The sequence below is a fragment of the Streptomyces sp. NPDC058701 genome, assembly GCF_042715295.1.
Taxonomy (GTDB): Bacteria; Actinomycetota; Actinomycetes; order Streptomycetales; family Streptomycetaceae; genus Streptomyces.
In genome coordinates this window covers 108277-132734 of sequence record NZ_JBHXSY010000018.1, presented here as the reverse complement: position 1 = coordinate 132734, position 24458 = coordinate 108277, and the positions used below count along the sequence as shown (strand labels likewise).

Sequence of the window (24458 nt, the reverse complement as noted above, 5' to 3'; positions counted from 1 at the left end):
ATTGCGCCCGCGAGCCTTTGGGTACCCGTGGGTAACCGGATTTTGTGTTTTCCGCCAGTGATCGCTGGCACGATCGGCGGGTTTGGCGGGATCACCGCCCGCGCGCCGGGGTCACTGCTTCTTCGCGGGCGGCTCCCAGCCGCTGAGCACGGTGTCGAACTGCTGGCGGGTCGTGCTCCACTCGGCGGCGGGGCTCGACACGTAAATCGCGTACTCGGTCTCGTCGGGCGCGATGTACATCTGCTCGATGGACCGGCGCGGGCCCGCGTGCGTCCCCTTCTCGGTGTACGTGAACTCCCAGAGCGCGGACCGGATGCTGTCCCGGAAGGTGTTCGGCTTCAGCAGCAGCCGCTTGTAATCCGTCCGCTTCTGCACCTGCTTCTCCAGGTCGAGCAGGTGGGCGTAGGCGTCCCGGTAGTCCGGGGTGGGGTCCACGGCGATCCGGATGAAGTGCTTCCCGTTGTCCGGGGTGTAGTCGATCTGGTTGCCGTCCATCTGGCGCGTCCAGCCCTCCGGGACGAAGAGGGTGAAGCCGGTGGGATCGGTGACCTTGTTCCAGCCCGCCGGAGGCCCGGCGGTTTCCTGCGCCCGCGGGTCGCCGCCCGGGTTCTGCTGGTCGGGGACGCTCGCGTTCTTGTCCCCGCCGCCGCCCTTGCCGGTGTCGTCGTCACCGGTCAACTTCAGCACCCCGAAGACACCGCCGCCGCCGAGCAGCGCCGCCACCAGCGCGACCGCCGCCGCGCGCCGGACGCGGCCCATGGCCCCGCCGCCGGGAGCGGCCCGGTCCGGGAGGGTGGCCGTCGCGGCGGAGCCGCCCGAGGGGTCCCGCGGGGGCCGGGGGGCGTGCGCGGCGTTGTGCGCCCCGTCCTCTTGGCGGTGGTCGGGGCGGTCCTGCGCCGGGGCCAGTTCCTCGCTGGTCACCGCGCGCGTGGGGACGTACGCCTGCGCCGCCTTCGGCTGCCGGCCCTCCATCGCCTCCAGCAGCATCCGCTCGGTCTCCGCGGCGGAGGGCCGCTCGGCCGGGTCCTTGCGCAGCAGGGCCGTGATGACCGGCCCCAGGGCGCCGGACTGGCGCTGCGGCGGCGGCTCGTCGTTGACCACGGCCTGGAGGCTGGAGATCGGCGAGGTGCGGCGGAACGGCGAGCGCGCCTCGACGGCCGTGTACAGGGTGGCGCCCAGCGACCACAGGTCGGACGACGGGTCGGGGGCCCCGCCGGTGACCCGCTCGGGTGCCAGGTAGTCGATGGAGCCGACGATCTCGCCGGTGCGCGTGATGGAGGAGTCGCCCTCGATGGCCGCGATCCCGAAGTCCGTGAGCAGCACCCGGCCGTCCTTGGCCAGCAGCACGTTGCCCGGCTTCACGTCCCGGTGCAGGACCCCGACCGCGTGCGCGGCGCGCAGCGCGCCCAGGACGTGCAGCCCGATCCGGGCCGCCTCGCCGGGCTCGATCCGGCCGGCCGCCTTGGCCGCCTCCGCCAGGGACGGCCCGTCGATGTACTCCATGACGATCCACGGCCGGTCGTCGTGCTCCAGCACGTCGTGCACGGTGACGACCGCGGGGTGCTGGATACGGGCCGCGGCCCGGGCCTCCTTCTGCGTCCGGGCGTGCAGGACCTCCCGGTCGGCCTGGGCCACGTACAGACCCGCCGTCAGCTCCTTGACCGCGACGGTCCTGTGGAGCAGCTCGTCATGAGCGCGCCACACCTTGCCCATGCCGCCGCGGCCGATCGGCTCGATGAGCCGGTACCGGCCCGCGAGCACGGTGCCCCCGCCTGTCTGCTGTTCCACGAAACCCCGCCGCTCTCCGCACTTCAGGACAGGTTACGGAGCGCACGGGCGCTGCCGGAACCGCCCGGGCGCCCAGAGACAGCACTGTGACGCAATCGCCGTACTGATCGGCCGTCAGGAATTCCTCAACCGCCCGCCCGGTAACTGGCCGTGGCCTTCTCGAAGACCTCGGTGACCTTCCCCGACTCGTCCTCCGGACCGGTGACGATGACCACGTGGTAACTGCCGCCGAGGGCGACGACGAAGTTCCGCGCGAAGACGTTGCGGCCGTTGCCGTCGATCCACGTGTACCGGGCGGTGACGCTGAGTTGCCGGCCCACCGTGGTCCGCTTGATGTCGCCGACGGAGGACCAGGTGGAGCTGCGGTACGGGTTGAGCTCCGGTTCCTTGTCCTTCTGGTACGCCTCCGGGTCCGGATTGCCCTGGACCTTGTCCCGGCCCGGCACGACGGTGAGGACGAACTGCCCCTGCGTGAAGCGCACCTGGCCGGCCTCGTTGATGCCGTTGCGGTCCCAGCCGTCGGGCACCGCGATCTGGAAGTGCTCCGGATCCTGCTGGACGGTGTAGCCGGGCGGCGCCGGCACGGTGGGCGCCGCCGACGGGGGCGGTGTCGTCGACTGGGGCGCCGGCTTCGACTCGGGCGTGCCGGCGGGCGTCTGCGAGGGACCCTGGCTCTGCTTCTGCGGGGCCTGGCCGGCGCCGGCCCGCCCGTCCTGCTCCCCGGCCCGGGGCATGAAGAGCATCGCGTACGCCACCGCCCCGGCGAGCAGGGCCAGCACCCCGACGAGCAGCGTCCGGCCGAGGGAGCGGGGCGCGCGCGGGCCCGCGGGATTGCGGTGCCTCCCGTGGAGTTCGCCGCGGCGGCGTACGACGGGCAGCCGCGCGGGGTCGGGTTCCGCCATCGGCAGGATCCCGAAACCGGCCTCGGGCTCGGGGGCGGACCGCACGAGGGAACGGAGCCAGCCGCGCAGCTCCTCGAAGTCGGGCCGCTCGGTGGGGTCCTGGCGCAGCAGCGACTCGACGATCGGGCGGAGCGCCCCGCACTCCTCCGCGAAGGCGGGTGGCTCCGCGCAGACCATCTCGACGAGTTCGGCGACGCTGTCCTCGGGGTACGGGGCGTGCCCCTGCACGGCGCGGTACAGCAGCGCGCCGAGGGCCCACAGGTCGGTGGCCGGGCCGACGGGGGCGGCCAGTTGCCAGTGTCCGTGCACGGGACCGGCCTGCTCGGGGGCCCAGCGCTCGGTGACGGCCCCGACGACGGCCATCCGCGTCTGCCGGGCCCGCTCGGCGTCCAGCCCGGTGCGCGGGCCGTCCCGGCCGGGCCGCGGCTCGGGACGGCCCGGAGCGGGCCGGCCCGGTGCTGACGGGCCAGGGCCGGCGGGCGGGGCCGGCTGCGGCCGGGCACCCCAGCTGCCCGCCGGGGCGGACCGGGGCGGCCTGGCCGGTTGGGCCGGCCCGGGGCGCCGTACGGCTGGACCCTGCCCGGGGGAGCCCGCCGCCGGCGACCCGCCCCCGGTCGGGGCGTCGGCCTGCCGGTACCCCTGCGGCAGCGCGAGCCGCGCGGGCAGCGACGCCCCGGGCGGCGCCTGCGGGGCGGTCGGCGCCCCCGGGGCCGGGTACGGCTCGGTGCGGTGCTCCGGGTACGGCTGCGGCTGCGACGGCGGTGCCGGGTACGGCTCGTGCCGCCCGGCCGCTCCCGGGTCGGCCGGGGCGTACGGCTCGGGACGGGCCGCCGGACGGGGTACGCCGCCGCCCGCCTCCGGCACCGGGTCCGCGGCGGAGGCCGGGTCCGCCGGCCGGGCCGGGCCCGGCGGGAGCGCCTGGTGGCGGGGGGTGGCCCCGTGCCAGGGGGCGCGGGTGCCGGTGGCGCCGCTCTCCGGGCCGCCGTACGGGTACGAGTACCCCTGCGGGAGGTTCGACCCCTCGGGCCGCGCCTCCTCGACGGCCTTGCGCTGCTCGGTGACCCGGGCGGCGGCGGCCTGCGCCCCGGCCCGGTAGGCGGCGATGGCTCCGGCGCGCGCGGCGGCCTTCAGCTCGGGCCGCTCGTCGGGGCGCTCCCCGGCGCGTTCGGGGGTGATGTGGTCGGTGTAGCGCGGCCCCGTGTCGTACCCGGGGGCGACGAGCGGCGCGTACGCGGCGGCGGGCGGACCCTGCCGCGCGGCGGGCGGCTCGGGCGCGTCCGGAGCGGCGTACGGGCCGGCCGCCGGGAAGGGGTCGGCGGAACCCGTGTCGGGACCGGCCGCCGGACCGGCGAACACCTCCAGCCCCGCGCCGGGCTGCCCGGCACCCCCACCGGGGTGCGGTCCGGCCGCCGGGCCCTGATGCGGCAGCGGCCACGGCAGCGGTCCCGGAGCCCCGGCGTCCGTGCCGGGAGCGGCGTACTGCCCCGGGGGCACGCTCTGGCCCCACCCCGCGTCGGAGCCGAACGCGGGCCGCGGGACCGGGTCGTACCCGCACAGGGCCTCCTCGGCAGCGCCCGCCGCGAGCCCGGTCAGCACGACCCGCCCGTCGTCGCAGACCAGCACGGTCCGCACGGTGATGTTGCGGTGCGTCCACCCGTGCGCGTGCAGCACCCGCAGCGCGGTCAGCACGTCCGACGCCACCTCGGCCGCCCGGTACGCGCTCAGCGGCTCGTCCGCTATCAGCGCGGCCAGCGGCCTGGCCGGGACCAGTTCGCTCACGATCCACAGCGAACCGCCCTCGGCGAACACGTCGAAGACCTGGTCCAGCCGGGGGTGGTCCGGGATCGCGGCCGCCGCCTGCGCCGCCTCGATGGCGCGCCGGACGGCCGGCAGTTCGGCCACCCCGCCGCGGCCCGGGGTCGGGGTGACCCGGTGGCCGTCGAGCAGCTCGGCGTCCACGACCTCGGGCAACGGCACCTGCCGTACGAGGACTTCCTGCCCGCTCCGCGTGTCGAAGGCCCGGGTCTCGACGAGCTCGAACTCGTCCGACGGCGGCAACGGCAGACGGTAGCGCTGGGCCAGGATCCGGCCCGCGTACTCCTCCACATCGCCTCCCCCGAGTGCGGCGGCCCCCCATGGACCCGCTGACACGATACGACGCGCAGGGCGCCCGCGTCCCGAGGTCAGCCGAGCGGCTGGAAGGTCTCGAAGGCCGTGGTGCGCATCTGCGTGCACTCCGGGGCGTCCCACTGGTCCGCGGGGCAGCTGATCATGATCGCGTAGCCGTGCTTCGCGTCCATCTTGAAGCCGCGGTTGAGGACCCGCACCTTGATGCCCTTCTGCTCGCGCTCGAACTCCCAGTCGGCGACGGTCGGGTAGCCCCGGTAGTCCACCGTGTCTATGCGGATCTGCCGGTAGTTGTCGCTGTTGGCCGCGGTCGACACCGCCAGGCCGAGCCACGCGGCCTTGGCGTCGTTGCCGGGGGTGGGGGTGAAGTCGACCTGGATGCGCGGGAAGCCGCCGTCACGGCTGTATATGGCGCCGGAGTTCTCGCCCGCCGTCGCCGTCCTGCGGAAGCCCTCGGGCATCGCCATCGAGAAGTGGAACCCGGGATCCGAGAGCGTGGTGTACCCGGCCGGCAGCGCGCCGGCACCGGGAGCGGACCCCTGGCCCTGGCCCTGCCCCTGCCCCTGCCCCTGGTCGGCGCCGGGCGTCTGCTGGCCCTGGCCCTGGTTCTGGCCTTGGCCCTGGCCCTGGTTCTGGCCCGGTTCGCCGGCGGTGTTGCCGCCCGGCTGGCTCGCGTTCGGCGAGGGGGCCGTTGACTGCTGCGGGGTACCGCCCGCGGAGGGGGTGCCGGACGCGGCCGGGGTGGGCCGGCCGCCCTTGCCCTCGTCCTTGCGTCCGTCCTTGTCGTCCCCGCTGACCAGGTAGGCGATCAGGGAGCCGAGCGCCGCCAGCACCACGACCACGGCGACGACCGCGAGGGCGAGGGTGCGCCGCGGCACGACGTCGGTGAGCGACGCGGCGACGGGCGACGCCTTGGGCTTGGGCCTGGTCTCGGGCGCGGGCCCGGGGGCTTCGGCGGCCGTGGCGGCCGTGGCGGCGGCCGCGACGACCGCGGCCTTCCGGGCGGACTTCAGCGCGGCGCGGGCCCGTTCGCGCTGTTCGCGGTCCCGCCGTTCGCGCTCCTTCTTCGCCGCCTTCTCAGCCGCCTTCTCCGCCTTCTCGGCGGCGACGTTGTCGGCGGCCTCCTTGGCGTCCGCGAGCGATATCTGCCGGGTCTCCTCCGCGGTCGGGGAGGCCACGGGAGCAGGCGCCGGCTCGGGGGCGTCGAGGACGGCGGTGAGCATCGCCCGCGCCCGGGTGTCGTCGAGCCGGTGGGCCGGGTCCTTGGCCAGCAGGCCGTAGATGACCTCGGTGAGCGGGCCCGCGTTCTTGGGCGGGTCGACCGGCTCGGTCATCACGGCGGTCAGGGTCGCGAGCGCGGACCCCTTGTCGTACGGGGGCACCCCCTCGACCGAGGCGTACAGCAGGCCGCCGAGCGACCACATGTCGGCGGGCGGGCCGGGCTTGTGGCCGCGCGCGCGCTCCGGGGAGATGTAGGAGGGGGCTCCGACGAGCATGCCGGTGGAGGTGACCGAGGGGTCCCCCTCGACCTGCGCGATGCCGAAGTCGGTGAGGACGACGCGCCCGCTGTTGCCGGCGATGAGCACGTTGGAGGGCTTCACGTCGCGGTGCAGGATGCCCTGGCGGTGCGCGGCCCGCAGCACGTCGAGCACGGCGAGGCCGACCTCGGCGGCGCGACGGGGCGTCAGCGGGCCGTGCTCCCGGACGAACTCGGCGAGGGAGGGGCCCTCGATGAGCTCCATGACGATCCACGGGCGGGCGTCCTCGTCGACGACGTCGTAGACCGTGACCGCGCCGCCGCTCCGGATCCGGGCGATCGCCTTGGCCTCGCGGAGGGTACGGGTGATGAGCCGGCGCTTCTCGTCCTCGTCGACCCCGGTGCTGAACCGGAGTTCCTTGACGGCGACCGTCCGGCCGAGGATCTCGTCCTCCGCCCGCCATACGGTGCCCATGCCGCCCTTGCCGAGCACGGTGCTCAGCCGGTACCGCCCGGCGAGCAGCCGTCCCTCGTCCTTGCCCTCGCTCGCGGACGGTTTGCCGGCACCGCTCCGGCCGACGGCCTTGGCGTCCTCGCCCCGGCCCGCCGGCTTCACCAGCTCGATCTCGGCGACGGGAGTGGCGTCGTCGATCGCGCGCCCGGCCTTCGTGCCCCCGGCCGCCGGCTTCGCGTCCTCGGCCCGACCGGCGGGCTCCGGGTCCTCAGCCGCGGCAACGGGCTTCGCAGTCCTCGCCCCGACCGCCGGTGCGGCATCCTCCACGGGCTTCGCCGCGTCAGGCCGCGCGTCCTCGGGCTCCCCCACCGCAGCGTCCCGGCCGCCGGACGACCCCGACGTAGCGGCATCGGCCTTCGCGGACCCGGACGTTCCCGTCCCGGCCTCCGCCGATCCGGACCCAGTGCCCTTCACCGGCTCGGCGTTCGTCGGCTCGGCGTTCGCCGGCACCTCGTCAGCGGCCGCGGCCTTCACGGGCGCGGGCTTCGCCGCCTCAGCAGCACCGGCCTTTGCCGGCGCGGGCTCGGCCTTGCCCGGCCCGGGCACGCGCTTCGCCGTCGCGGGCTCGGCGGAGGCCGGGCTCACCGGCCCGGACTTCACCGCGTCCGTCTCCGCGTCCCCGGCCTCGGCGGCGACCCCCGGCTTCGCGGCCGCGGCCCCGGCCGCGGACTCCGCACCCTCGGGCACCGCCGCAGGCGTACCGGCGGGCGACTCCCCGGACGGCCCACCGCCAGGTGAGTCGGCGGGTGCCTGCGCAGCCGGACCCGCATCGTCCAGCTCCGCCGCAGGCGACTCGGTGTGCTCCGGCTTCGACATGCGTCCCCTCTGCGATCGTGCCGCCCGCTCCGGCGGCGCCGGCGGAGCCGGTGACGCCGACGGACCCGGCAGCGTCCGGGGTCCGCGGTAACCCGCCCCGGCAGGCCCCTCATTGTTCCTCACTCCGCAACGGACGGACCCCCCGGGTCCGCGGTTCCCCCTTCCACATCCCGGAGTTACAACGGAACGATGTCGGGCGCCCCCAGCCGCGCCGCGTCCGCCGTCTGGTCGTCGGGCTGGCGCTGCGATTCCCGCTCCGCCTGAACCCGCTTCTCGTAGTGCTCCACTTCCTTCTCGACCTGCTGTTTGTCCCAGCCCAGCACCGGCGCCATCAACTCCGCGCATTCCCGCGCCGACCGCACCCCCCGGTCGAACGTCTCGATCGAGATCCGCGTCCGCCGCGTCAGCACGTCGTCCAGGTGCCGCGCCCCCTCGTGCGAGGCGGCGTACACGATCTCCGCCCGCAGGTAGTCGTCCGCCCCGGTCACCGGCTCGGCCAGCCCCGGCTCGGCGGCGATCAGATCCAGCAGTTCCTCCGTCAGCGAGCCGTACCGGTTCAACAGGTGTTCCACCCGCACCACGTGAAGACCCGTCCGGGCGGCGATCCGCGCCCGCCCGTTCCACAGGGCCCGGTAGCCCTCCGCCCCCACCAGCGGCACGTCCTCCGTCACGCACTCCGCCACCCGCTGGTCCAGCCCGTGCACGGCCTCGTCGACGGCGTCCTTCGCCATCACCCGGTACGTCGTGTACTTGCCGCCCGCCACGACCACCAGCCCCGGCAGCGGGTGCGCCACGGTGTGCTCCCGCGACAGCTTGCTCGTCGCGTCCGACTCGCCGGCCAGCAGCGGCCGCAGCCCCGCGTACACCCCCTGGACGTCGTCCCGCGTCAGCGGGACCGACAGCACCGAGTTCACGTGCTCCAGCAGGTAGTCGATGTCCGCGCTCGACGCCGCCGGGTGCGCCTTGTCCAGGTCCCACTCGGTGTCCGTGGTGCCCACGATCCAGTGGCGCCCCCACGGGATGACGAACAGCACCGACTTCTCGGTCCGCAGGATCAGCCCGGTGCTCGAATGGATCCGGTCCTTCGGAACGACCAGGTGGATGCCCTTCGAGGCCCGGACGTGGAACTGCCCGCGCTCCCCGATCAGTGCCTGGGTGTCGTCCGTCCACACCCCCGTCGCGTTCACGACCTGCTTCGCGCGGATCTCGTACTCCCCGTCGCCCTCGACGTCCTGCACCCGCGCGCCGACGACCCGCTCGCCCTCCCGGAGGAAGCCGACCACCCGCGCGCGGTTGGCGCAGTGCGCGCCGTAGGCCGTGGCGGTGCGGACCAGCGTGGCGACGTACCGCGCGTCGTCCATCTGGGCGTCGTAGTACTGCAGGGCCCCCACCAGCGCGTCCTTGCGCAGGGCGGGCGCCACCCGCAGCGCCTGTTTGCGCGACAGGTGCCGGTGGACGGGCAGGCCCCGGCCGTGCCCGCTGGAGACGGACATCGCGTCGTACAGGGCGACGCCGGAGCCGGCGTACAGCCGCTCCCAGCCCTTGTGCTGCAAGGGGTAGAGGAACGGCACCGGCTTCACCAGGTGCGGGGCGAGCCGCTCCAGCAGCAGGCCGCGCTCCTTGAGCGCCTCGCGCACCAGGGCGAAGTCCAGCATTTCCAGATACCTGAGGCCGCCGTGTATCAGTTTGCTCGACCGGCTGGACGTGCCCGAAGCCCAGTCCCGCGCCTCCACCAGACCCGTCGAGAGCCCTCTGGTCACCGCGTCGAGCGCGGTGCCGGCGCCCACCACGCCCGCGCCCACGACCAGCACGTCCAGTTCCCGCTCGGCCATTCGGGCGAGGGCCTCGGCGCGCTCCGCCGGCCCCAGTGTCGCTGTCCTCACGGCTGCCTCCCGTTGGTGCGGGTCTACCCCGCTTCGTGCGGGTGATCCCGCTCACACCACCCGTTCATGATTCTGACCGCCCCTACCCACATCAGCCACCGCCTGTGGACAACACACGAACGATCACCGCCGCAGAATGCGACATATCTGTCATATATACGCCTAGTCTGACATTGCGCCAGCTCCCCTCCGGCACCCCTGTCCACAGGGCTTGCGCACGCATCCCCCTCATGTCAGGGAAGGGACGGCACCCCCCAATGCCCGCAGATCTCGCCGTCATCGGACTCGGCCATCTCGGCCTCCCCCTCGCCCAGGCGGCCGTCGCCGCCGGGATCGAGACGGTCGGCTACGACAGCGGTCCGGTCACGGACTCCACCCTCACCGCCGCCGAGATCCGCCGCATGTCGGCGGCCGGCTTCCGGGTCACCACCAACCCCGCCGAGCTCGGCCGGGTCCGCACCGCCGTCGTCTGCGCTCCTACCCAGCTCGGCGCCGATCGTGCACTCGACCTCTCCGCGGTCGGCGAGGCCGGCCGCGCGCTGGCCGCCCGGCTGCGCGCGCACACCACCGTGATCCTCGAATCGGCCGTCCACCCGGGCGTCACCGAGGACTACCTCCGCCCGATCCTCGAAGAGGGATCCGGGCTGCGGGCCGGCCGGGACTTCCACCTCGCCTACTCCCCCAGCCGCCTCGACCCGGGCAACCGGACGCATGGCATCGCCAACACCCCCAAGGTGATCGGCGGCCTCACCCCCGCCTGCACCGAGTCCGCACACGCGTTCTACACCCGGCTCACCGAGAAGGTGGTCCGCGCCCGCGGCCTGCGCGAAGCGGAGACCGTACAGCTCCTGGAGACCAATTACCGGCACGTCAACATCGCCCTCATGAACGAGATGGCGGTGCTCTGCCATGACCTCGGCGTCGACCTCTGGGACGTCATCCGCTGCGCCGAGACCAAGCCGTACGGGTTCCAGGCCTTCCGCCCCGGCCCCGGGGTCGGCGGCCACGGCGTCCCCCTGGACCCCAACTACCTCCCCCACACCACCCGCACCCCCGGCCACCCCCTGCGCATGATCGGCCTGGCGCAGGAGATCAACAACCGGATGCCGCAGTACGTCATCCAGCGGTCCGCCACCCTGCTGAACGAGCACGGCAAGTCCGCCCGAGGCGCCCGCGTCCTCCTCCTCGGCGTCACCTACAAGCCCGACCTGGCCGATCAGGAGGGCTCCCCGGCCCGCGAGATCGCCAGCCGCCTCATCGACCTCGGCGCACTGATCAGCTATCACGACCCCTACATCGCGAGCTGGCGCGTCCGCGACCAGCCGGTCCCCCGCGCGGAATCGCTGTACGAGGCCGCCGCCAACGCCGACCTGACCATCCTGCTCCAGCACCACCGCACCTATGACCTGCAAGGTCTCGCGGTGAAGGCGCAGTTGCTGCTGGACACCCGCGGCGCCAGTCCGGCGGGCGCGGCCCACCGCCTCTGAGGCGCCGGGAAACCCCCGGTGGATGTCGGATACGGGTGCTAGCCTGCGGCGTCACTTATCTCGCACTTACGTCCCGTGGACACCCGTGCGTCCGATTTCCCTGGGGGGATTCCCAATGGCACAGAGCTTCCAGCCGCCCGCGCCCGATTCCTACACCGCGGCCCCCGCCCCCGCCCCGGCCCGGAGCGGCAACGTCGGCTTCGGAATCCTGGCCGCCGTCGTCGCGGCGCTGGTCGCGGCCGGCGCGTACGGCGGGATCATGAACGCCATCGACCGCCAGGTCGGCTACGCCGCGGTCGCCGTCGGCGCCCTCGTCGGCCTCGCCGCCGGCAAGATCGGCGGGAAGAACCCGGCCCTCCCCGTGGTCAGCGCGGTGCTGTCGGTCGGCGCCGTCTACCTCGGCCAGCTGTTCTTCATCGCGCTCGCGCTCTCCGAGTTCGCCCACATCGGACTCGGCGACGTGCTGAGCGACCCGGGCATCGGCGGCCTGAACGACATCTGGAAGGAATCGGCCGAGGCCATGGACTACCTGTTCCTCGCCATCGGCGGAGTCGTCGCCTTCGGTACCGCCCGGAAGGTCAGCGACTGATCCGCGCCCGCACACGCCGGAGGGCCGGCACCCCGCTCGGGGTGCCGGCCCTCCGGCGTTCGGACGTGATGCCCGGTCAGCGGCTGTGCTGGGAATCCGCGACCGTGACCTCGACCCGCTGGAACTCCTTGAGCTCGCTGTAGCCGGTGGTGGCCATCGAGCGGCGCAGCGCGCCGAAGATGTTCATCGAGCCGACCGGGGAGTGCGACGGCCCGGTGAGGATCTCCTCGGTGGTGCCGACGGTGCCCAGGTCCACCTTCTTGCCGCGCGGCACGTCCTCGTGGACGGCCTCCATGCCCCAGTGGTTGCCCTTGCCGGGCGCGTCGGTGGCACGGGCCAGCGGGGAGCCGATCATGACGGCGTCGGCGCCGCAGGCGACGGCCTTCGGGACGTCGCCCGACCAGCCCACGCCGCCGTCGGCGATGACGTGCACGTAGCGCCCGCCGGACTCGTCCATGTAGTCGCGGCGGGCCGCGGCCACGTCCGCGACGGCGGTGGCCATCGGGACCTGGATGCCGAGGACGTTGCGCGTCGTGTGCGCGGCGCCGCCGCCGAAGCCGACCAGGACGCCCGCGGCGCCGGTGCGCATCAGGTGCAGGGCCGCCGTGTAGGTGGCGCAGCCGCCCACGATGACGGGGACGTCGAGCTCGTAGATGAACTGCTTCAGGTTCAGCGGCTCGGCCGCGCCCGAGACGTGCTCGGCCGACACGGTGGTGCCGCGGATGACGAAGATGTCCACGCCCGCCTCGACGACGGCCTTGGAGAACTCGGCGGTGCGCTGCGGGGAGAGCGCGGCGGCGGTGACGACACCGGAGTCGCGCACCTCCTTGATGCGCTGGCGGATCAGGTCCGCCTGGATCGGGGCGGCGTAGATCTCCTGGAGACGGCGCGTGGCGGTCTCCTCGTCCAGCTCCGCGATCTCGTCGAGCAGCGGCTGCGGGTCCTCGTACCGGGTCCACAGGCCTTCGAGGTTCAGCACGCCGAGGCCGCCGAGCTCGCCGATGCGGATCGCGGTCTGCGGGGAGACGACCGAGTCCATGGGGGCGGCCAGGAAGGGGAGCTCGAAGCGGTACGCGTCGATCTGCCAGGCGATCGAGACCTCCTTCGGGTCCCGGGTACGCCGGCTCGGGACGATGGCGATGTCGTCGAACGCGTACGCCCTGCGGCCGCGCTTGCCGCGCCCGATCTCGATCTCAGTCACGTGTGGTGGCCTTTCCTGTGGGTCTGCCCGTCCAGTATCCCCGACGGGCGGAGGACTGCGTCTCGGTGACCGCTGTACGGACGTACCCGCGCGCGCACGGCGAAGGGGCGGGCCCGGCCGGCTGTGGAGAACGCCGTCCGGGACCCGCCCCTCACGTCATGCGGTTCAGCCCTTGCGGCTGTAGTTCGGTGCCTCCACCGTCATCTGGATGTCGTGCGGGTGGCTCTCCTTGAGGCCCGCCGAGGTGATCCGGACGAAGCGGCCGCGGTCCTGCAGCTCCGGAACCGTGCGGCCGCCGACGTAGAACATCGACTGGCGCAGGCCGCCGATGAGCTGGTGCACGACCGCGGAGAGCGGGCCGCGGTAGGGAACCTGGCCCTCGATGCCCTCGGGGATGAGCTTGTCGTCGCCGCCGACGCCCTCCTGGAAGTAGCGGTCCTTGGAGTAGGAGCGCTGGTCGCCGCGGGACTGCATCGCGCCGAGCGAGCCCATGCCGCGGTACGACTTGAACTGCTTGCCGTTGATGAAGAGCAGCTCGCCCGGGGACTCCTCGCAGCCCGCGAGCAGCGAGCCGAGCATGACCGTGTCGGCGCCGGCGACGAGCGCCTTGGCGATGTCGCCGGAGTACTGGAGGCCGCCGTCGCCGATGACCGGGACGCCCGCGGCCTTGGCGGCGAGCGCGGCCTCGTAGATGGCGGTGACCTGCGGGACGCCGATGCCGGCGACGACGCGGGTGGTGCAGATGGAGCCGGGGCCGACGCCGACCTTGATGCCGTCGCAGCCGGCGTCGATCAGCGCCTGGGCGCCGTCGCGGGTGGCGACGTTGCCGCCGATGACGTCGATGGCGCCGTTCGACTTGATCTTGGCGACCATGTCGCCGACCAGACGGGAATGGCCGTGGGCGGTGTCGACGACGATGAAGTCGGCGCCCGCCTCGATCAGGGCCTGGGCGCGCTCGTACGCGTCACCGGCGACACCGACGGCCGCGCCGACGAGCAGCCGGCCGTCCTTGTCCTTGGCGGCGTTCGGGTACTGCTCGGCCTTGACGAAGTCCTTGACCGTGATGAGGCCCTTGAGGATGCCCGCGTCGTCGACCAGCGGAAGCTTCTCGATCTTGTGGCGGCGCAGCAGCTCCATGGCGTCGACGCCGGAGATGCCGACCTTGCCGGTGACCAGCGGCATCGGGGTCATGACCTCGCGCACCTGGCGGCTGCGGTCCGACTCGAAGGCCATGTCGCGGTTGGTGACGATGCCGAGGAGCTTGCCCGCCGGGTCGGTGACCGGGACGCCGGAGATGCGGAACTTCGCGCACAGCTGGTCCGCCTCGCGCAGCGTCGCGTCCGGGTGCACCGTGATCGGGTCGGTGACCATGCCGGACTCGGAGCGCTTGACCAGATCGACCTGGTTGGCCTGGTCGGCGATGGAGAGGTTGCGGTGCAGCACGCCGACGCCGCCCTGGCGGGCCATCGCGATGGCCATGCGGGCCTCGGTGACCTTGTCCATGGCGGCGGAGAGCAGCGGAACGTTCACGCGGACGTTCCGCGAGATGAGGGAGGAGGTGTCGATCTCGTCCGGCGCCATGTCCGACGAGCCCGGCAGCAGCAGGACGTCATCGTAGGTAAGCCCGAGCGTGGCGAATTTGTCGGGCACTCCGTCGGCGTTGACAGTCATGACACCTTCCCAAATGGTCTTGCTCAGCGGGGATATCCATGCTAACGGGATCGCGGGGCGTCTCATTCCACGACCAAGGCCGAGCCGAAGTTCTGTCACTTCCTACGATGGACAGATCTACTGCTCGGCGAGTGCCCGCAGACGGCTGAGGGCACGGTGCTGGGCCACCCGCACCGCTCCGGGGGACATGCCGAGCATCTGGCCGGTCTCCTCGGCGGTCAGCCCGACGGCCACCCGCAGGACGAGGAGCTCGCGCTGGTTCTCCGGAAGGTTGGCCAGGAGCTTCTTGGCCCAGGCCGCGTCGCTGCTGAGCAGGGCGCGCTCCTCCGGACCCAGCGAGTCGTCCGGCCGCTCCGGCATCTCGTCGGAGGGCACGGCAGTGCTGCCCGGGTGGCGCATGGCGGCCCGCTGCAGATCGGCGACCTTGTGCGCGGCGATGGCGAAGACGAAGGCCTCGAAGGGCCGGCCGGTGTCGCGGTAGCGCGGCAGGGCCATCAGGACGGCGACGCAGACTTCCTGCGCCAGGTCCTCCACGAAGTGGCGGGCGTCACCCGGAAGGCGGGACAGCCGCGAGCGGCAGTAGCGGATGGCGAGGGGGTGCACGAAGGCGAGCAGGTCGTGCGTGGCCTGCTCGTCACCCTCCACCGCGCGGCGTACGAGCGCGCTGACGGCTCCGGCGTTGCCGCCTCGGGCGGCGCCGGTGGGGCCTGTGGGCTCGGGTGACCCCGGGGCCTCGTCGTCGCGCATCAATCCATGGTGCCTTGACGCCGGAGGATTCGCGGCACCATGGCCCTGGTTGTGCGTCGAAGCGTTATGAGCGGGTGCGCCGGAACTCATGCTCTGCGCCTCCCCTCCCGCTCGGCCGAATCGTCCCCGAGGACGGGGACCCCACATCTCCAAGAATGCGGCACACCCTCAAGGATGCGGCATCGCGCACGAAGCGACACGTCCCGCGGGCCGTGCTCCGCGAATTCCCGGGTGCGCCGCCCCGTCCGCCGGCGGCGGACGGGACCGCTCGGACGGTCCGCCGTCGGCGGACCGGTCCGGGTCCGGGGCGGGTCAGCGCACCAGGCCCCAGCGGAAGCCGAGTGCCACGGCGTGCGCCCGGTCGGACGCGCCGAGCTTCTTGAACAGCCGTCGGGCGTGGGTCTTGACCGTGTCCTCGGAGAGGAAGAGCTCGCGCCCGATCTCCGCGTTGGACCGGCCGTGGCTCATGCCCTCCAGCACCTGGATCTCACGCGCGGTGAGCGTGGGCGCGGCGCCCATCTCGGCCGAGCGGAGCCGGCGCGGGGCCAGTCGCCAGGTCGGGTCGGCGAGGGCCTGGGTGACCGTGGCCCGCAGTTCGGCGCGCGAGGCGTCCTTGTGCAGGTAGCCCCGGGCGCCGGCGGCGACCGCGAGGGCCACGCCGTCCAGGTCCTCGGCGACCGTCAGCATGATGATGCGGGCGCCGGGGTCGGCCGAGAGCAGCCGGCGAACCGTCTCCACACCGCCGAGCCCGGGCATCCGTACATCCATCAGAATGAGGTCGGAGCGGTCGGCACCCCAGCGGCGGAGGACTTCCTCGCCGTTGGCCGCCGTCGTCACACGCTCGACGCCGGGCACGGTGGCAACCGCACGACGGAGCGCCTCTCGGGCAAGCGGGGAGTCGTCGCAGACGAGGACGGATGTCATGACCGCCCTCCGCAGCTGCTGATGCGCGTCACCTTGAGCCTCCAGGCTGGTACGTATCGTCACCTGTGCGGTCGATGTCCCCGGACACCTGTCCGAGAACTTCTTGGTTCAACCGCCTTCACACTCTCAACGATGGTCACTCGAAAGAGTTACGGGTCGGACGGACACCTTCGGCACTCTACGTGAGGACGCGATCACATCGGAGGAGCCACGGGCTCCGTGTCGTCCATATGGAGCTATGCCCTATTTGGCGGCTTTCCTTCCGTTTGGCGCATGTCTGAGGCTAGATTCCCAATGAGTCATATTTACATCTACTCAGACAGTAGGTGTGGAGACATGGACCGTATCCGCCTCAGTACCGGCACCAAGAGGGACTACCAATGGCAGATTTCTCCCGCCTCCCCGGACCGAACGCCGACCTCTGGGACTGGCAGCTCCTCGCCGCCTGCCGCGGGGTCGACAGCTCCCTCTTCTTCCACCCGGAAGGCGAGCGGGGCGCGGCCAGGAGCGCGCGCGAGGCCTCGGCTAAAGAGGTCTGCATGAGATGCCCGGTGCGTTCGGAATGCGCCGCGCACGCACTCGCCGTCCGCGAGCCCTACGGGGTGTGGGGCGGCCTCACCGAGGACGAGCGCGAGGAGCTGATGGGCCGCGCCCGACACCGTCTGATCCCCGCGTCGACGGCGATCGGGCCGAACGCGCAGCAGCACTGACCGGAACCCGCGAAACGTCAGAAGGAACGTTTCTGTCACGCCTCCGCCGATGACCCGGCGGGGGCGCCGCCGGGGTGTCGCGCCCCGGCCGGGGGCGCCGCCGCGCCCGCGGTCAGCGCGCGCCGGCCCGGACCAGCTCGGCCAGGGTCGCGGCCACGGCCGGGACCCTGGCCAGGTCGGGCAGGGTCAGCGCCACGACCTCGCGCTCCACGGCCGGCTCCACCCGTACCGTGCTCACGCCCTTGGCCCGTACGGACTCCACCGCGAGCTCCGGCAGCACCGCCACGCCCAGGCCGGCGCCGACCAGGCCGACCACCGCCGGGTAGTCGTCGGTGGCGAAGTCGATGCGCGGGGTGAACCCCGCGTCCTCGCACACCTCCACCAGGTGGCGGCGGCAGCGCGGGCAGCCCGCGATCCAGGCCTCGTCGGCCAGCTCCGCCATGCCCACCCGCTCGGCCCCGGCCAGCCGGTGCCCCTCGGGGACCAGCCCGACGAGCCGGTCGGTCAGGAGCGGCCGGACCACGAGGTCCTCCCACTCCGCGGCGGCCGCCGGCGAGCCCCCGTACCGGAAGGCCAGCGCCACGTCGCAGTCGCCCTCGCGCAGCATCTCCACCGAGCGCGGCGGTTCGGCCTCCACGAGGGAGATGCGGGTCCCGGGGTGCTCGGCCCGCATCGCCGCGAGGGCGGTGGGCACCAGCGTGGAACTGCCGCTGGGGAAGGACACCAGCCGGACCCGGCCCGCGCGCAGCCCGGCGATGGCCGCGACCTCCTCCTCGGCGGCGGTCAGCCCGGCCAGGATCCCCGCGGCGTGCCGGACCAGGGCCTCGCCGGCCTGGGTGAGCCGCATCTCGCGGCCGGTGCGGATGAGCAGCGGGGTGCCCGCCGACTGCTCCAGCGCCTTCATCTGCTGGGACACGGCGGGCTGGGTGCAGCCCAGCTCACGGGCGGCGGCGGAAAAGGAGCCGGTCCCGGCGACGGCGCGCAGGACCCGGAGATGACGTGCCTCGATCACCCATCGAGCATAAGCCCTGCTTTGACCGCGGTGCGAATATCCGTACGACCCTTTGGGGCCGTTCGGCTAGCGTGTCCGCATGGTCTCCATGCATCTGATCTCCGTGAACGTCGGCCGGGCCACGGCCGTCGAGTACGCCGACACCGGGACGACCGGCATCGGCAAGCGCCCCGTTCCGGGGCCGGTCCGCGTGTCCGCCCCGGGGCCGAAGGCGACCGGCGCCGGCAGCGGCCTGGAGGGCGACGTCGTGTGCGACCGGCGCCACCACGGCGGCGACCACCAGGCCGTGTACGCGTACGCCCGCGAGGACCTGGACTGGTGGGAGGCCGAGCTGGGGCGCGAGCTGCCGCCCGGCCTGTTCGGCGAGAACCTGACCACCAGCGGGGTGGACCTGAGCGGAGCGGTGCTCGGCGAGCGCTGGGAGGTCGGCCCGGAACTGGTCCTGGAGGTCTCCTCCACCCGCATCCCGTGCCGGACCTTCCAGGGTGTGCTGGGCGAATCCGGCTGGGTCAAGCGGTTCACCCGGGAGAACCGTCCGGGCGCGTACCTGCGGGTGGTCCGCGAGGGCCGGATCTCCCCCGGCGACCGGATCGTGATCACCCACCGCCCGGAGCACGAGGTGACCTCGTCGTTCCTGTTCCGCGCCTGGACCACCGAGCGGGCGCTGCTGCCGCGGGTCCTGGCCGCGGGCGAGGCCCTGGCGCCCGACGTGCGCGAGACCGCGCTGGCGTACGCGGCCGGGCACGGGGCGCGCCGGGCCGTCGGCCGGGGCCGCTAGGTTGCGCCTATGACGACTGCGTTGATTACGGGATCCACGGCGGGCATCGGCGCCGCCTTCGCCCGGCGGCTCGCCGCCCAGGGGCACAACCTCGTCCTGGTGGCACGGGACACGAAGCGGCTCGGCGCCCAGGCGACCGAGCTGCACGACCGGCACGGCATCGAGGCCGAGGTGCTGGCCGCCGACCTCGCCACGGAGGAGGGGATCGCGGCGGTCGAGCAGCGCCTGGCCGACCGCACGCACCCCGTCGACCTGCTGGTGAACAACGCCGGCTTCGGCAACAAGGGCCGCTACCTCGACGTCCCCATGGCGGACGAACTGACCATGCTGAAGGTGCACGTCGAGGCGGTCCTGCGGCTGACCTCGGCGGCGGCCGGGCCGATGCGCTCGCGCGGCCGCGGCGGGGTCATCAACGTGGCCTCGGTGGCCGCGTTCCTGCCGCGCGGCACGTACGGGGCGAGCAAGGCCTGGGTCGTGCAGTTCACCCAGGGGGCGGCGAAGGACATGGCGGGTTCCGGGGTGCGCCTGATGGCCCTGTGTCCCGGCTTCGTGCGGACGGAGTTCCACCAGCGGGCCGGCATGGGCACGGACAACATCCCGGGCTGGCTGTGGCTGGACGCCGACAAGCTGGTGACCGCCGCCCTGGCCGACCTGGCCCGGGGCAAGACGGTGTCGATCCCGGACCCGCGGTACAAGGCGCTGATGGGCGTGGTGAAGCTGACGCCGCGCGGGCTGCTGGGCGGGATGTCCTCGCGCACGGGTCGCAAGTACGGGCCCCAGTAGTGCGCGGAGCTCCGGCTCCCCCGGTGACCGGCGAGTAAACCCGCCATATGGGTGAAATCTCCCTAAACTGGACGTGTCCCATCCACCTCGGGAGGCGACACGATGACATTCGTACAGGTAATCGATTACGAGACCCGTCGGTTCGACGAGATGAACACGCTCCTCGACCGCTACACGGAGCAGACCAGCGGCAGGCGCACGGTCACCCACACGATGATCGGCCGGGACCGGGAGGCCGGGACGCACTACGTCGACCTCGTCGAGTTCCCCTCGTACGAGGAGGCGATGAAGAACTCCCGGCTCCCGGAGACCGACCTGATGTTCCAGGAGATGGTGGCCCTCTGCGAGGGCATGCCGACGTTCATGAACCTGGACGTGGTCCGCGAGGAGCACCTCGACAAGCTGGTCGCGCGGCGGGTGTTCGAGGACATCGTCTGCAAGGGCGACCTCGACGCCGTCGACGCGTGCTTCGCGGCCGACTACACCGACCACGACGTCATGGAGACCCCGGGCGGGAGCGACGGGCGCGACGGCATGCGGCGGACCATCGGCATGTGGCGGGACGCCTTCGACTTCTCCTTCGACCTGACGCGGCAGATCGCCGAGGGCGACTGCGTCACCACCCTGTGGGACTGGAAGGGCACCCAGAAGGGCGAGTTCATGGGGGTCGCGCCGACCGGGAAGAGCGTGGCCATGTCGGGCTGCACCACCTTCCGGATGGAGGACGGCATGATCGCCGAGGGCTGGTGGTACTACGACGCCCCCGGCCTGATGCGGCAGATGGGCGTGATGCCCGGCTAGCCGCCCCGCCCCGGGCCCCGGCCCGCGCCCCGGCACGGGGAAGCCCCGGTCACCCCCGCTTGGCAGCGGTGACCGGGGCTTTCTCGTGGAACGTGGAGCGTGGTGCTGCGATCAGTGGCTGTGGCCGTGACCGTGGCCGTGACCCGCGTCGCCCTCGTCCTCGGCCGGCTTCTCGACGACCAGGGTCTCGGTCGTGAGCAGCAGGGAGGCGATGGAGGCGGCGTTCTCCAGCGCGGAGCGGGTGACCTTCACCGGGTCGATGACGCCGGCCTTGACCAGGTCGCCGTACTCGCCGGTGGCGGCGTTGAAGCCCTGGCCCTTGTCGAGCTCCGCCACCTTCGCGGTGATGACGTAGCCCTCGAGGCCGGCGTTCTCCGCGATCCAGCGCAGCGGCTCGACGGCGGCGCGGCGCACGACCGCGACACCGGTGGCCTCGTCGCCGGTCAGGCCGAGGTTGCCCTCCAGGACCTTGACCGCGTGGACGAGAGCGGAGCCACCGCCGGAGACGATGCCCTCCTCGACCGCGGCGCGGGTCGCCGAGATGGCGTCCTCGAGGCGGTGCTTCTTCTCCTTGAGCTCCACCTCGGTGGCGGCGCCGACCTTGATGACGCAGACGCCGCCGGCGAGCTTCGCCAGGCGCTCCTGCAGCTTCTCGCGGTCCCAGTCGGAGTCCGTGGACTCGATCTCGGCCTTGATCTGGTTGACACGGCCGACGACTTCCTCGTGGCTGCCGCCACCGTCGACGATGGTCGTGTCGTCCTTGGAGATCGTGACGCGGCGGGCGGTGCCCAGTACGTCCAGACCGGCCTGGTCGAGCTTGAGGCCGACCTCCTCCGCGATGACGGTGGCACCGGTGAGGGTGGCGACGTCCTGGAGCATGGCCTTGCGACGGTCACCGAAGCCGGGGGCCTTGACGGCGACCGCGTTGAAGGTGCCGCGGATCTTGTTGACGACGAGGGTGGAGAGCGCCTCGCCCTCGACGTCCTCGGCGATGATCAGCAGGGGCTTGGAGGCGCCGGCCTGGATGACCTTCTCCAGCAGCGGCAGGAGGTCCTGGATCGAGGAGATCTTGCCCTGGTGGATCAGGATGTACGGGTCATCGAGGATGGCCTCCATACGCTCCTGGTCGGAGACCATGTACGGCGAGAGGTAGCCCTTGTCGAAGGCCATGCCCTCGGTGAACTCCAGCTCCAGGCCGAAGGTGTTGGACTCCTCGACGGTGATGACACCGTCCTTGCCGACCTTGTCCATCGCCTCGGCGATGAGCTCGCCGACCTGCTGGTCCTGCGCGGAGAGCGCGGCCACGGCGGCGATGTCGGACTTGTCCTCGATCGGACGGGCGGTCGCGAGGAGCTCCTCGGAGACGGCCTTGACCGCGGCGTCGATGCCCTTCTTCAGGGCGGCCGGGGACGCGCCCGCGGCGACGTTGCGCAGACCCTCGCGGACCAGCGCCTGAGCCAGCACGGTGGCGGTGGTGGTGCCGTCGCCCGCGATGTCGTTGGTCTTGGTCGCCACCTCCTTCACGAGCTGCGCGCCCAGGTTCTCGTACGGGTCGTCCAGCTCGACTTCGCGAGCGATGGTGACACCGTCGTTGGTGATGGTGGGGGCGCCGAACTTCTTGTCGATGACGACGTTGCGGCCACGGGGGCCGATCGTCACCTTGACCGTGTCGGCAAGCTTGTTGACGCCGCGCTCGAGGGCGCGACGGGCGTCCTCGTCGAACTTCAGGATCTTCGGCATGGGAGCGGTTCAGTCCTCTCGTTGCGATCCTCGGCCGCTCACCGCGACCTCCACCGCCTAGAACGAACTGCGCCCCTCGCCGCCCGGCATCAGCAGGGTGACCAGGGGCGCAGCTCAAACAAAATCTGGAAGCGAATTACTTCTCGACGATCGCGAGCACGTCGCGAGCCGAGAGGACGAGGTATTCCTCGCCGCTGTACTTCACTTCGGTGCCGCCGTACTTGCTGTACAGCACGATGTCGCCGACGGAGACGTCCAGCGGGAGACGCTGGCCGTCCTCGAAGCGACCCGGGCCAACCGCGAGGACGACGCCCTCCTGGGGCTTCTCCTTCGCGGTGTCCGGGATGACCAGGCCAGAGGCCGTGGTCTGCTCGGCGTCGAGCGGCTGGACCACAATGCGGTCCTCGAGCGGCTTGATGGCAACCTTGGAGCTGGCGGTCGTCACGATCCGACCTCCCCCTTCGGAGATGCGGGGTTAACTGTCTGAGGTGGCGACCAGGTCGATCCGTCGTCGCGGGTGCCGGACCTGCCTGTCGCTGTGTTGGCACTCACCAGGGGCGAGTGCCAGGTGCGACACTATTCCGGCGATTAGCACTCGGTCAAGCGGAGTGCCAATTCTCGCCGCCGGGTGTGGCGCGGGACGGGCCCCGGAAGGGGCGAAATCCCGGCCCCCAGGGCCTTCCTGACCCTTTTTCCTCTCACCGCGAACGGGCCGTGGTGACCGGCGCGGGGTGGGACCTGCGCTCGTTCGCGCAGCAGGCGAAGAACCCGTCCGGCGGAAGGCCGCCCTCCACGACACTCCCCGTCGAGCGGTTCGGAAGGAACCGCGGGGAGGACGTGAACGTCGTAGATGATATGAAGATAAAACGCCTCATTGCAGAGCAGATCGGACCCAAGGCCGCTGCCGCCCCCGGCGCGCCGGACACCGCTCCCTCCGCACCGGGCACGCCCGCGGCGTCCGGCGGCGCGTCCGGCGAGGCGTCACCCCCGGCGTCCCGCGACGGGGCACCGCCCTCGGCGCCCGCCCCCTCGGCCTCCCCCCAGGACGGCGGCGGCATCCCGTGCGTGGACTGAAGCCGCTGACGCCGGCGGGCTCCCGCCGGCGCACCGAGGCCCTGCTCCTGGTGTTCGTCGTCATCCTCGCCGTCCTCGGCCACGCCGGCGCGGGCCTCGGCATGAACGGCGAGCTGCCACCCAACCTGGCCGGTTTCACGGTCAGCATGACGCTGCTCTCGCTCGTGGGGCACCTGGGCGTGCGCCGCTTCGCGGCCTACGCCGATCCGCTGGTCTTCCCGCTGGCCATGCTCCTGACCGGGCTGGGGCTGGTGCTCCTGCACCGCCTCGACCAGGGGTACATCGAGCGGTACGGCGCGGACGCCAACGCGCCGGGTCAGCTGATGTGGACGGTGGTCGGGGTCGCCGCCTGCCTGGGGGTGCTGGCCCTGCTGCGGGACCACCGGCTGCTCCAGCGGTTCATCTACATCACGATGGCGGTCGCGCTGGTGCTGCTGATCGCGCCGGCGTTCTTCGGCGCGGACACCTACGGTGCGAAGCGCTGGATCATCCTCTTCGGCTTCTCGCTCCAGCCCGGCGAGTTCGTGAAGATCATGATCGCGGTCTTCTTCGCCGGCTACCTGGTCGTCCACCGCGACTCGCTGGCCCTGACGGGCCGCAAGGTCCTGGGCGTGCGGCTGCCCCCGATGCGCCAGCTCGGTCCGATCGTCACCGTCTGGATCGTCTCGATGCTGGTGCTCGTCTTCGAGCGGGACCTCGGCACCTCGCTGATCTTCTTCGGCGTGTTCGTGGTGATGCTGTACGTCGCCACCGAGCGCACCGGCTGGATCGTGTGCGGCCTCGTCATGGCCTCGCTCGGGGCGTTCGTGGTGGGCTCGACCGAACCGCACGTCAAGGCGCGCGTCGCCGCCTGGTTGGAGCCCCTGTCGTACTACTGGGCGAACCGGCCGACCGGGGTCACCTCCGATCAGTCCGCGCAGGCGCTGTTCAGCTTCGGCACGGGCGGCATCTCCGGGACGGGCCTCGGGCTGGGGCATCCGGAGCTGATCAAGTTCGCGGGCCGCAGCGACTTCATCCTCACCACGGTCGGCGAGGAGCTCGGCCTGGCCGGGGTGATGGCCGTGCTGCTCCTCTACGCGCTGCTCGTGCAGCGGGGCCTGCGGATGGCGCTGGCCGCCCGCGACCCGTTCGGCAAGCTGCTGGCGGTGGGGCTGGCCTCGGCGCTGGCCCTGCAGGTCTTCGTGGTCGCGGGGGGCGTCACGGGCCTGATCCCCCTGACGGGCAAGGCGCTGCCGTTCCTGGCGAAGGGCGGCTCGTCCCTGCTGGCCAACTGGATCATGATCGCGCTGCTCCTGCGCATCAGCGACAGCGCGGAGCGCCAGCGCGAGGCGGACACCCTGGGGCCGGCCGAGATCACGATCACCCCGGGGGCGGCGGGGGCGGGCGCCGCGACGGCGGGTGCGCGGGCGGGCTGACGGCGGACGGACCGACAGC

General features: G+C 72.6%; 19 protein-coding genes. 8 read left to right on the top strand and 11 right to left on the bottom strand.

Annotated features, from left to right (window positions below; genetic code table 11):
* Nucleotides 1–111 precede the first annotated feature (111 nt).
* From ACFWW8_RS21015 to ACFWW8_RS21000, 4 genes are all read right to left on the bottom strand, one after another.
* A complete protein-coding gene (locus ACFWW8_RS21015; protein WP_386530446.1) occupies nt 112–1788 on the bottom strand; it encodes a serine/threonine-protein kinase in 1677 nt (558 codons plus the stop codon).
* 125 nt (nt 1789–1913) lie between these two features.
* Nucleotides 1914–4796 (bottom strand): protein kinase, encoded by a 2883-nt coding sequence (locus ACFWW8_RS21010; RefSeq protein WP_386530445.1) that lies wholly within the window; start codon nt 4794–4796, stop codon nt 1914–1916.
* A gap of 77 nt (nt 4797–4873) precedes the next feature.
* Nucleotides 4874–7624 (bottom strand): protein kinase, encoded by a 2751-nt coding sequence (locus ACFWW8_RS21005; protein ID WP_386530444.1) that lies wholly within the window; start codon nt 7622–7624, stop codon nt 4874–4876.
* A 176-nt stretch (nt 7625–7800) separates the two neighbouring features.
* Nucleotides 7801–9507 (bottom strand): glycerol-3-phosphate dehydrogenase/oxidase, encoded by a 1707-nt coding sequence (locus tag ACFWW8_RS21000; RefSeq protein WP_386530443.1) that lies wholly within the window; start codon nt 9505–9507, stop codon nt 7801–7803.
* 257 nt (nt 9508–9764) lie between these two features.
* Between ACFWW8_RS21000 and ACFWW8_RS20995 the strand changes: the two genes are divergently transcribed.
* A complete protein-coding gene (locus ACFWW8_RS20995) occupies nt 9765–10994 on the top strand; it encodes a nucleotide sugar dehydrogenase (RefSeq protein ID WP_386530442.1) in 1230 nt (409 codons plus the stop codon).
* 115 nt (nt 10995–11109) lie between these two features.
* Nucleotides 11110–11583 carry a hypothetical protein gene (locus ACFWW8_RS20990; protein WP_386530441.1) on the top strand — a complete coding sequence of 158 codons (474 nt, stop codon included), beginning with the start codon at nt 11110–11112 and terminating at the stop codon, nt 11581–11583.
* A 76-nt stretch (nt 11584–11659) separates the two neighbouring features.
* On the opposite strand, the gene ACFWW8_RS20985 is transcribed toward ACFWW8_RS20990, so the two are convergent.
* The 4 genes from ACFWW8_RS20985 to ACFWW8_RS20970 form a co-directional block, all read right to left on the bottom strand.
* The gene (locus ACFWW8_RS20985) at nt 11660–12784 is read right to left on the bottom strand and encodes a GuaB3 family IMP dehydrogenase-related protein (RefSeq protein WP_386530440.1); all 1125 of its coding nucleotides are present in this window, start codon (nt 12782–12784) and stop codon (nt 11660–11662) included.
* A 165-nt stretch (nt 12785–12949) separates the two neighbouring features.
* Nucleotides 12950–14455 (bottom strand): IMP dehydrogenase, encoded by a 1506-nt coding sequence (gene guaB, locus ACFWW8_RS20980; protein WP_386530439.1) that lies wholly within the window; start codon nt 14453–14455, stop codon nt 12950–12952.
* Between the two features lie 117 nt (nt 14456–14572).
* Nucleotides 14573–15202: a sigma-70 family RNA polymerase sigma factor gene (locus ACFWW8_RS20975; protein ID WP_267723152.1), complete on the bottom strand. Its 630-nt coding sequence runs from the start codon at nt 15200–15202 to the stop codon at nt 14573–14575.
* A 312-nt stretch (nt 15203–15514) separates the two neighbouring features.
* The gene (locus ACFWW8_RS20970; RefSeq protein WP_003948568.1) at nt 15515–16126 is read right to left on the bottom strand and encodes a response regulator transcription factor; all 612 of its coding nucleotides are present in this window, start codon (nt 16124–16126) and stop codon (nt 15515–15517) included.
* Nucleotides 16127–16506: 380 nt separating this feature from the next.
* Here ACFWW8_RS20970 and ACFWW8_RS20965 point away from each other — a divergent pair, with 380 nt between their 5' ends.
* Entirely contained in the window at nt 16507–16836 is a 330-nt protein-coding gene (locus ACFWW8_RS20965; protein WP_267839842.1) for a WhiB family transcriptional regulator, read from the top strand.
* A gap of 112 nt (nt 16837–16948) precedes the next feature.
* Here the strand turns inward: ACFWW8_RS20965 and ACFWW8_RS20960 are convergent, their stop codons facing one another.
* Nucleotides 16949–17848 (bottom strand): LysR family transcriptional regulator, encoded by a 900-nt coding sequence (locus ACFWW8_RS20960; protein ID WP_386530438.1) that lies wholly within the window; start codon nt 17846–17848, stop codon nt 16949–16951.
* An 88-nt stretch (nt 17849–17936) separates the two neighbouring features.
* Here ACFWW8_RS20960 and ACFWW8_RS20955 point away from each other — a divergent pair, with 88 nt between their 5' ends.
* From ACFWW8_RS20955 to ACFWW8_RS20945, 3 genes are all read left to right on the top strand, one after another.
* Nucleotides 17937–18626, top strand: a complete 690-nt coding sequence (locus ACFWW8_RS20955; protein WP_386530468.1) for an MOSC domain-containing protein — start codon at nt 17937–17939, stop codon at nt 18624–18626.
* Between the two features lie 9 nt (nt 18627–18635).
* Complete coding sequence (locus ACFWW8_RS20950; RefSeq protein WP_386530437.1) at nt 18636–19409, top strand: SDR family NAD(P)-dependent oxidoreductase; 774 nt, start codon at nt 18636–18638, stop codon at nt 19407–19409.
* Between the two features lie 102 nt (nt 19410–19511).
* Nucleotides 19512–20210, top strand: a complete 699-nt coding sequence (locus ACFWW8_RS20945; RefSeq protein WP_386530436.1) for an ester cyclase — start codon at nt 19512–19514, stop codon at nt 20208–20210.
* A gap of 111 nt (nt 20211–20321) precedes the next feature.
* Here the strand turns inward: ACFWW8_RS20945 and groL are convergent, their stop codons facing one another.
* Nucleotides 20322–21950, bottom strand: a complete 1629-nt coding sequence (groL, locus tag ACFWW8_RS20940; RefSeq protein ID WP_386530435.1) for a chaperonin GroEL — start codon at nt 21948–21950, stop codon at nt 20322–20324.
* Nucleotides 21951–22086: 136 nt separating this feature from the next.
* Nucleotides 22087–22395 carry a co-chaperone GroES gene (gene groES / locus ACFWW8_RS20935; RefSeq protein ID WP_030230757.1) on the bottom strand — a complete coding sequence of 103 codons (309 nt, stop codon included), beginning with the start codon at nt 22393–22395 and terminating at the stop codon, nt 22087–22089.
* 392 nt (nt 22396–22787) lie between these two features.
* On the opposite strand from groES, the gene ACFWW8_RS20930 reads away from it, so the two are divergent.
* A complete protein-coding gene (locus ACFWW8_RS20930) occupies nt 22788–23024 on the top strand; it encodes a hypothetical protein (RefSeq protein ID WP_386530434.1) in 237 nt (78 codons plus the stop codon).
* Nucleotides 23012–24439 (top strand): FtsW/RodA/SpoVE family cell cycle protein, encoded by a 1428-nt coding sequence (locus ACFWW8_RS20925; RefSeq protein WP_386530433.1) that lies wholly within the window; start codon nt 23012–23014, stop codon nt 24437–24439. Before ACFWW8_RS20930 ends, ACFWW8_RS20925 begins: the two co-directional genes overlap by 13 nt.
* Nucleotides 24440–24458: the final 19 nt, after the last annotated feature.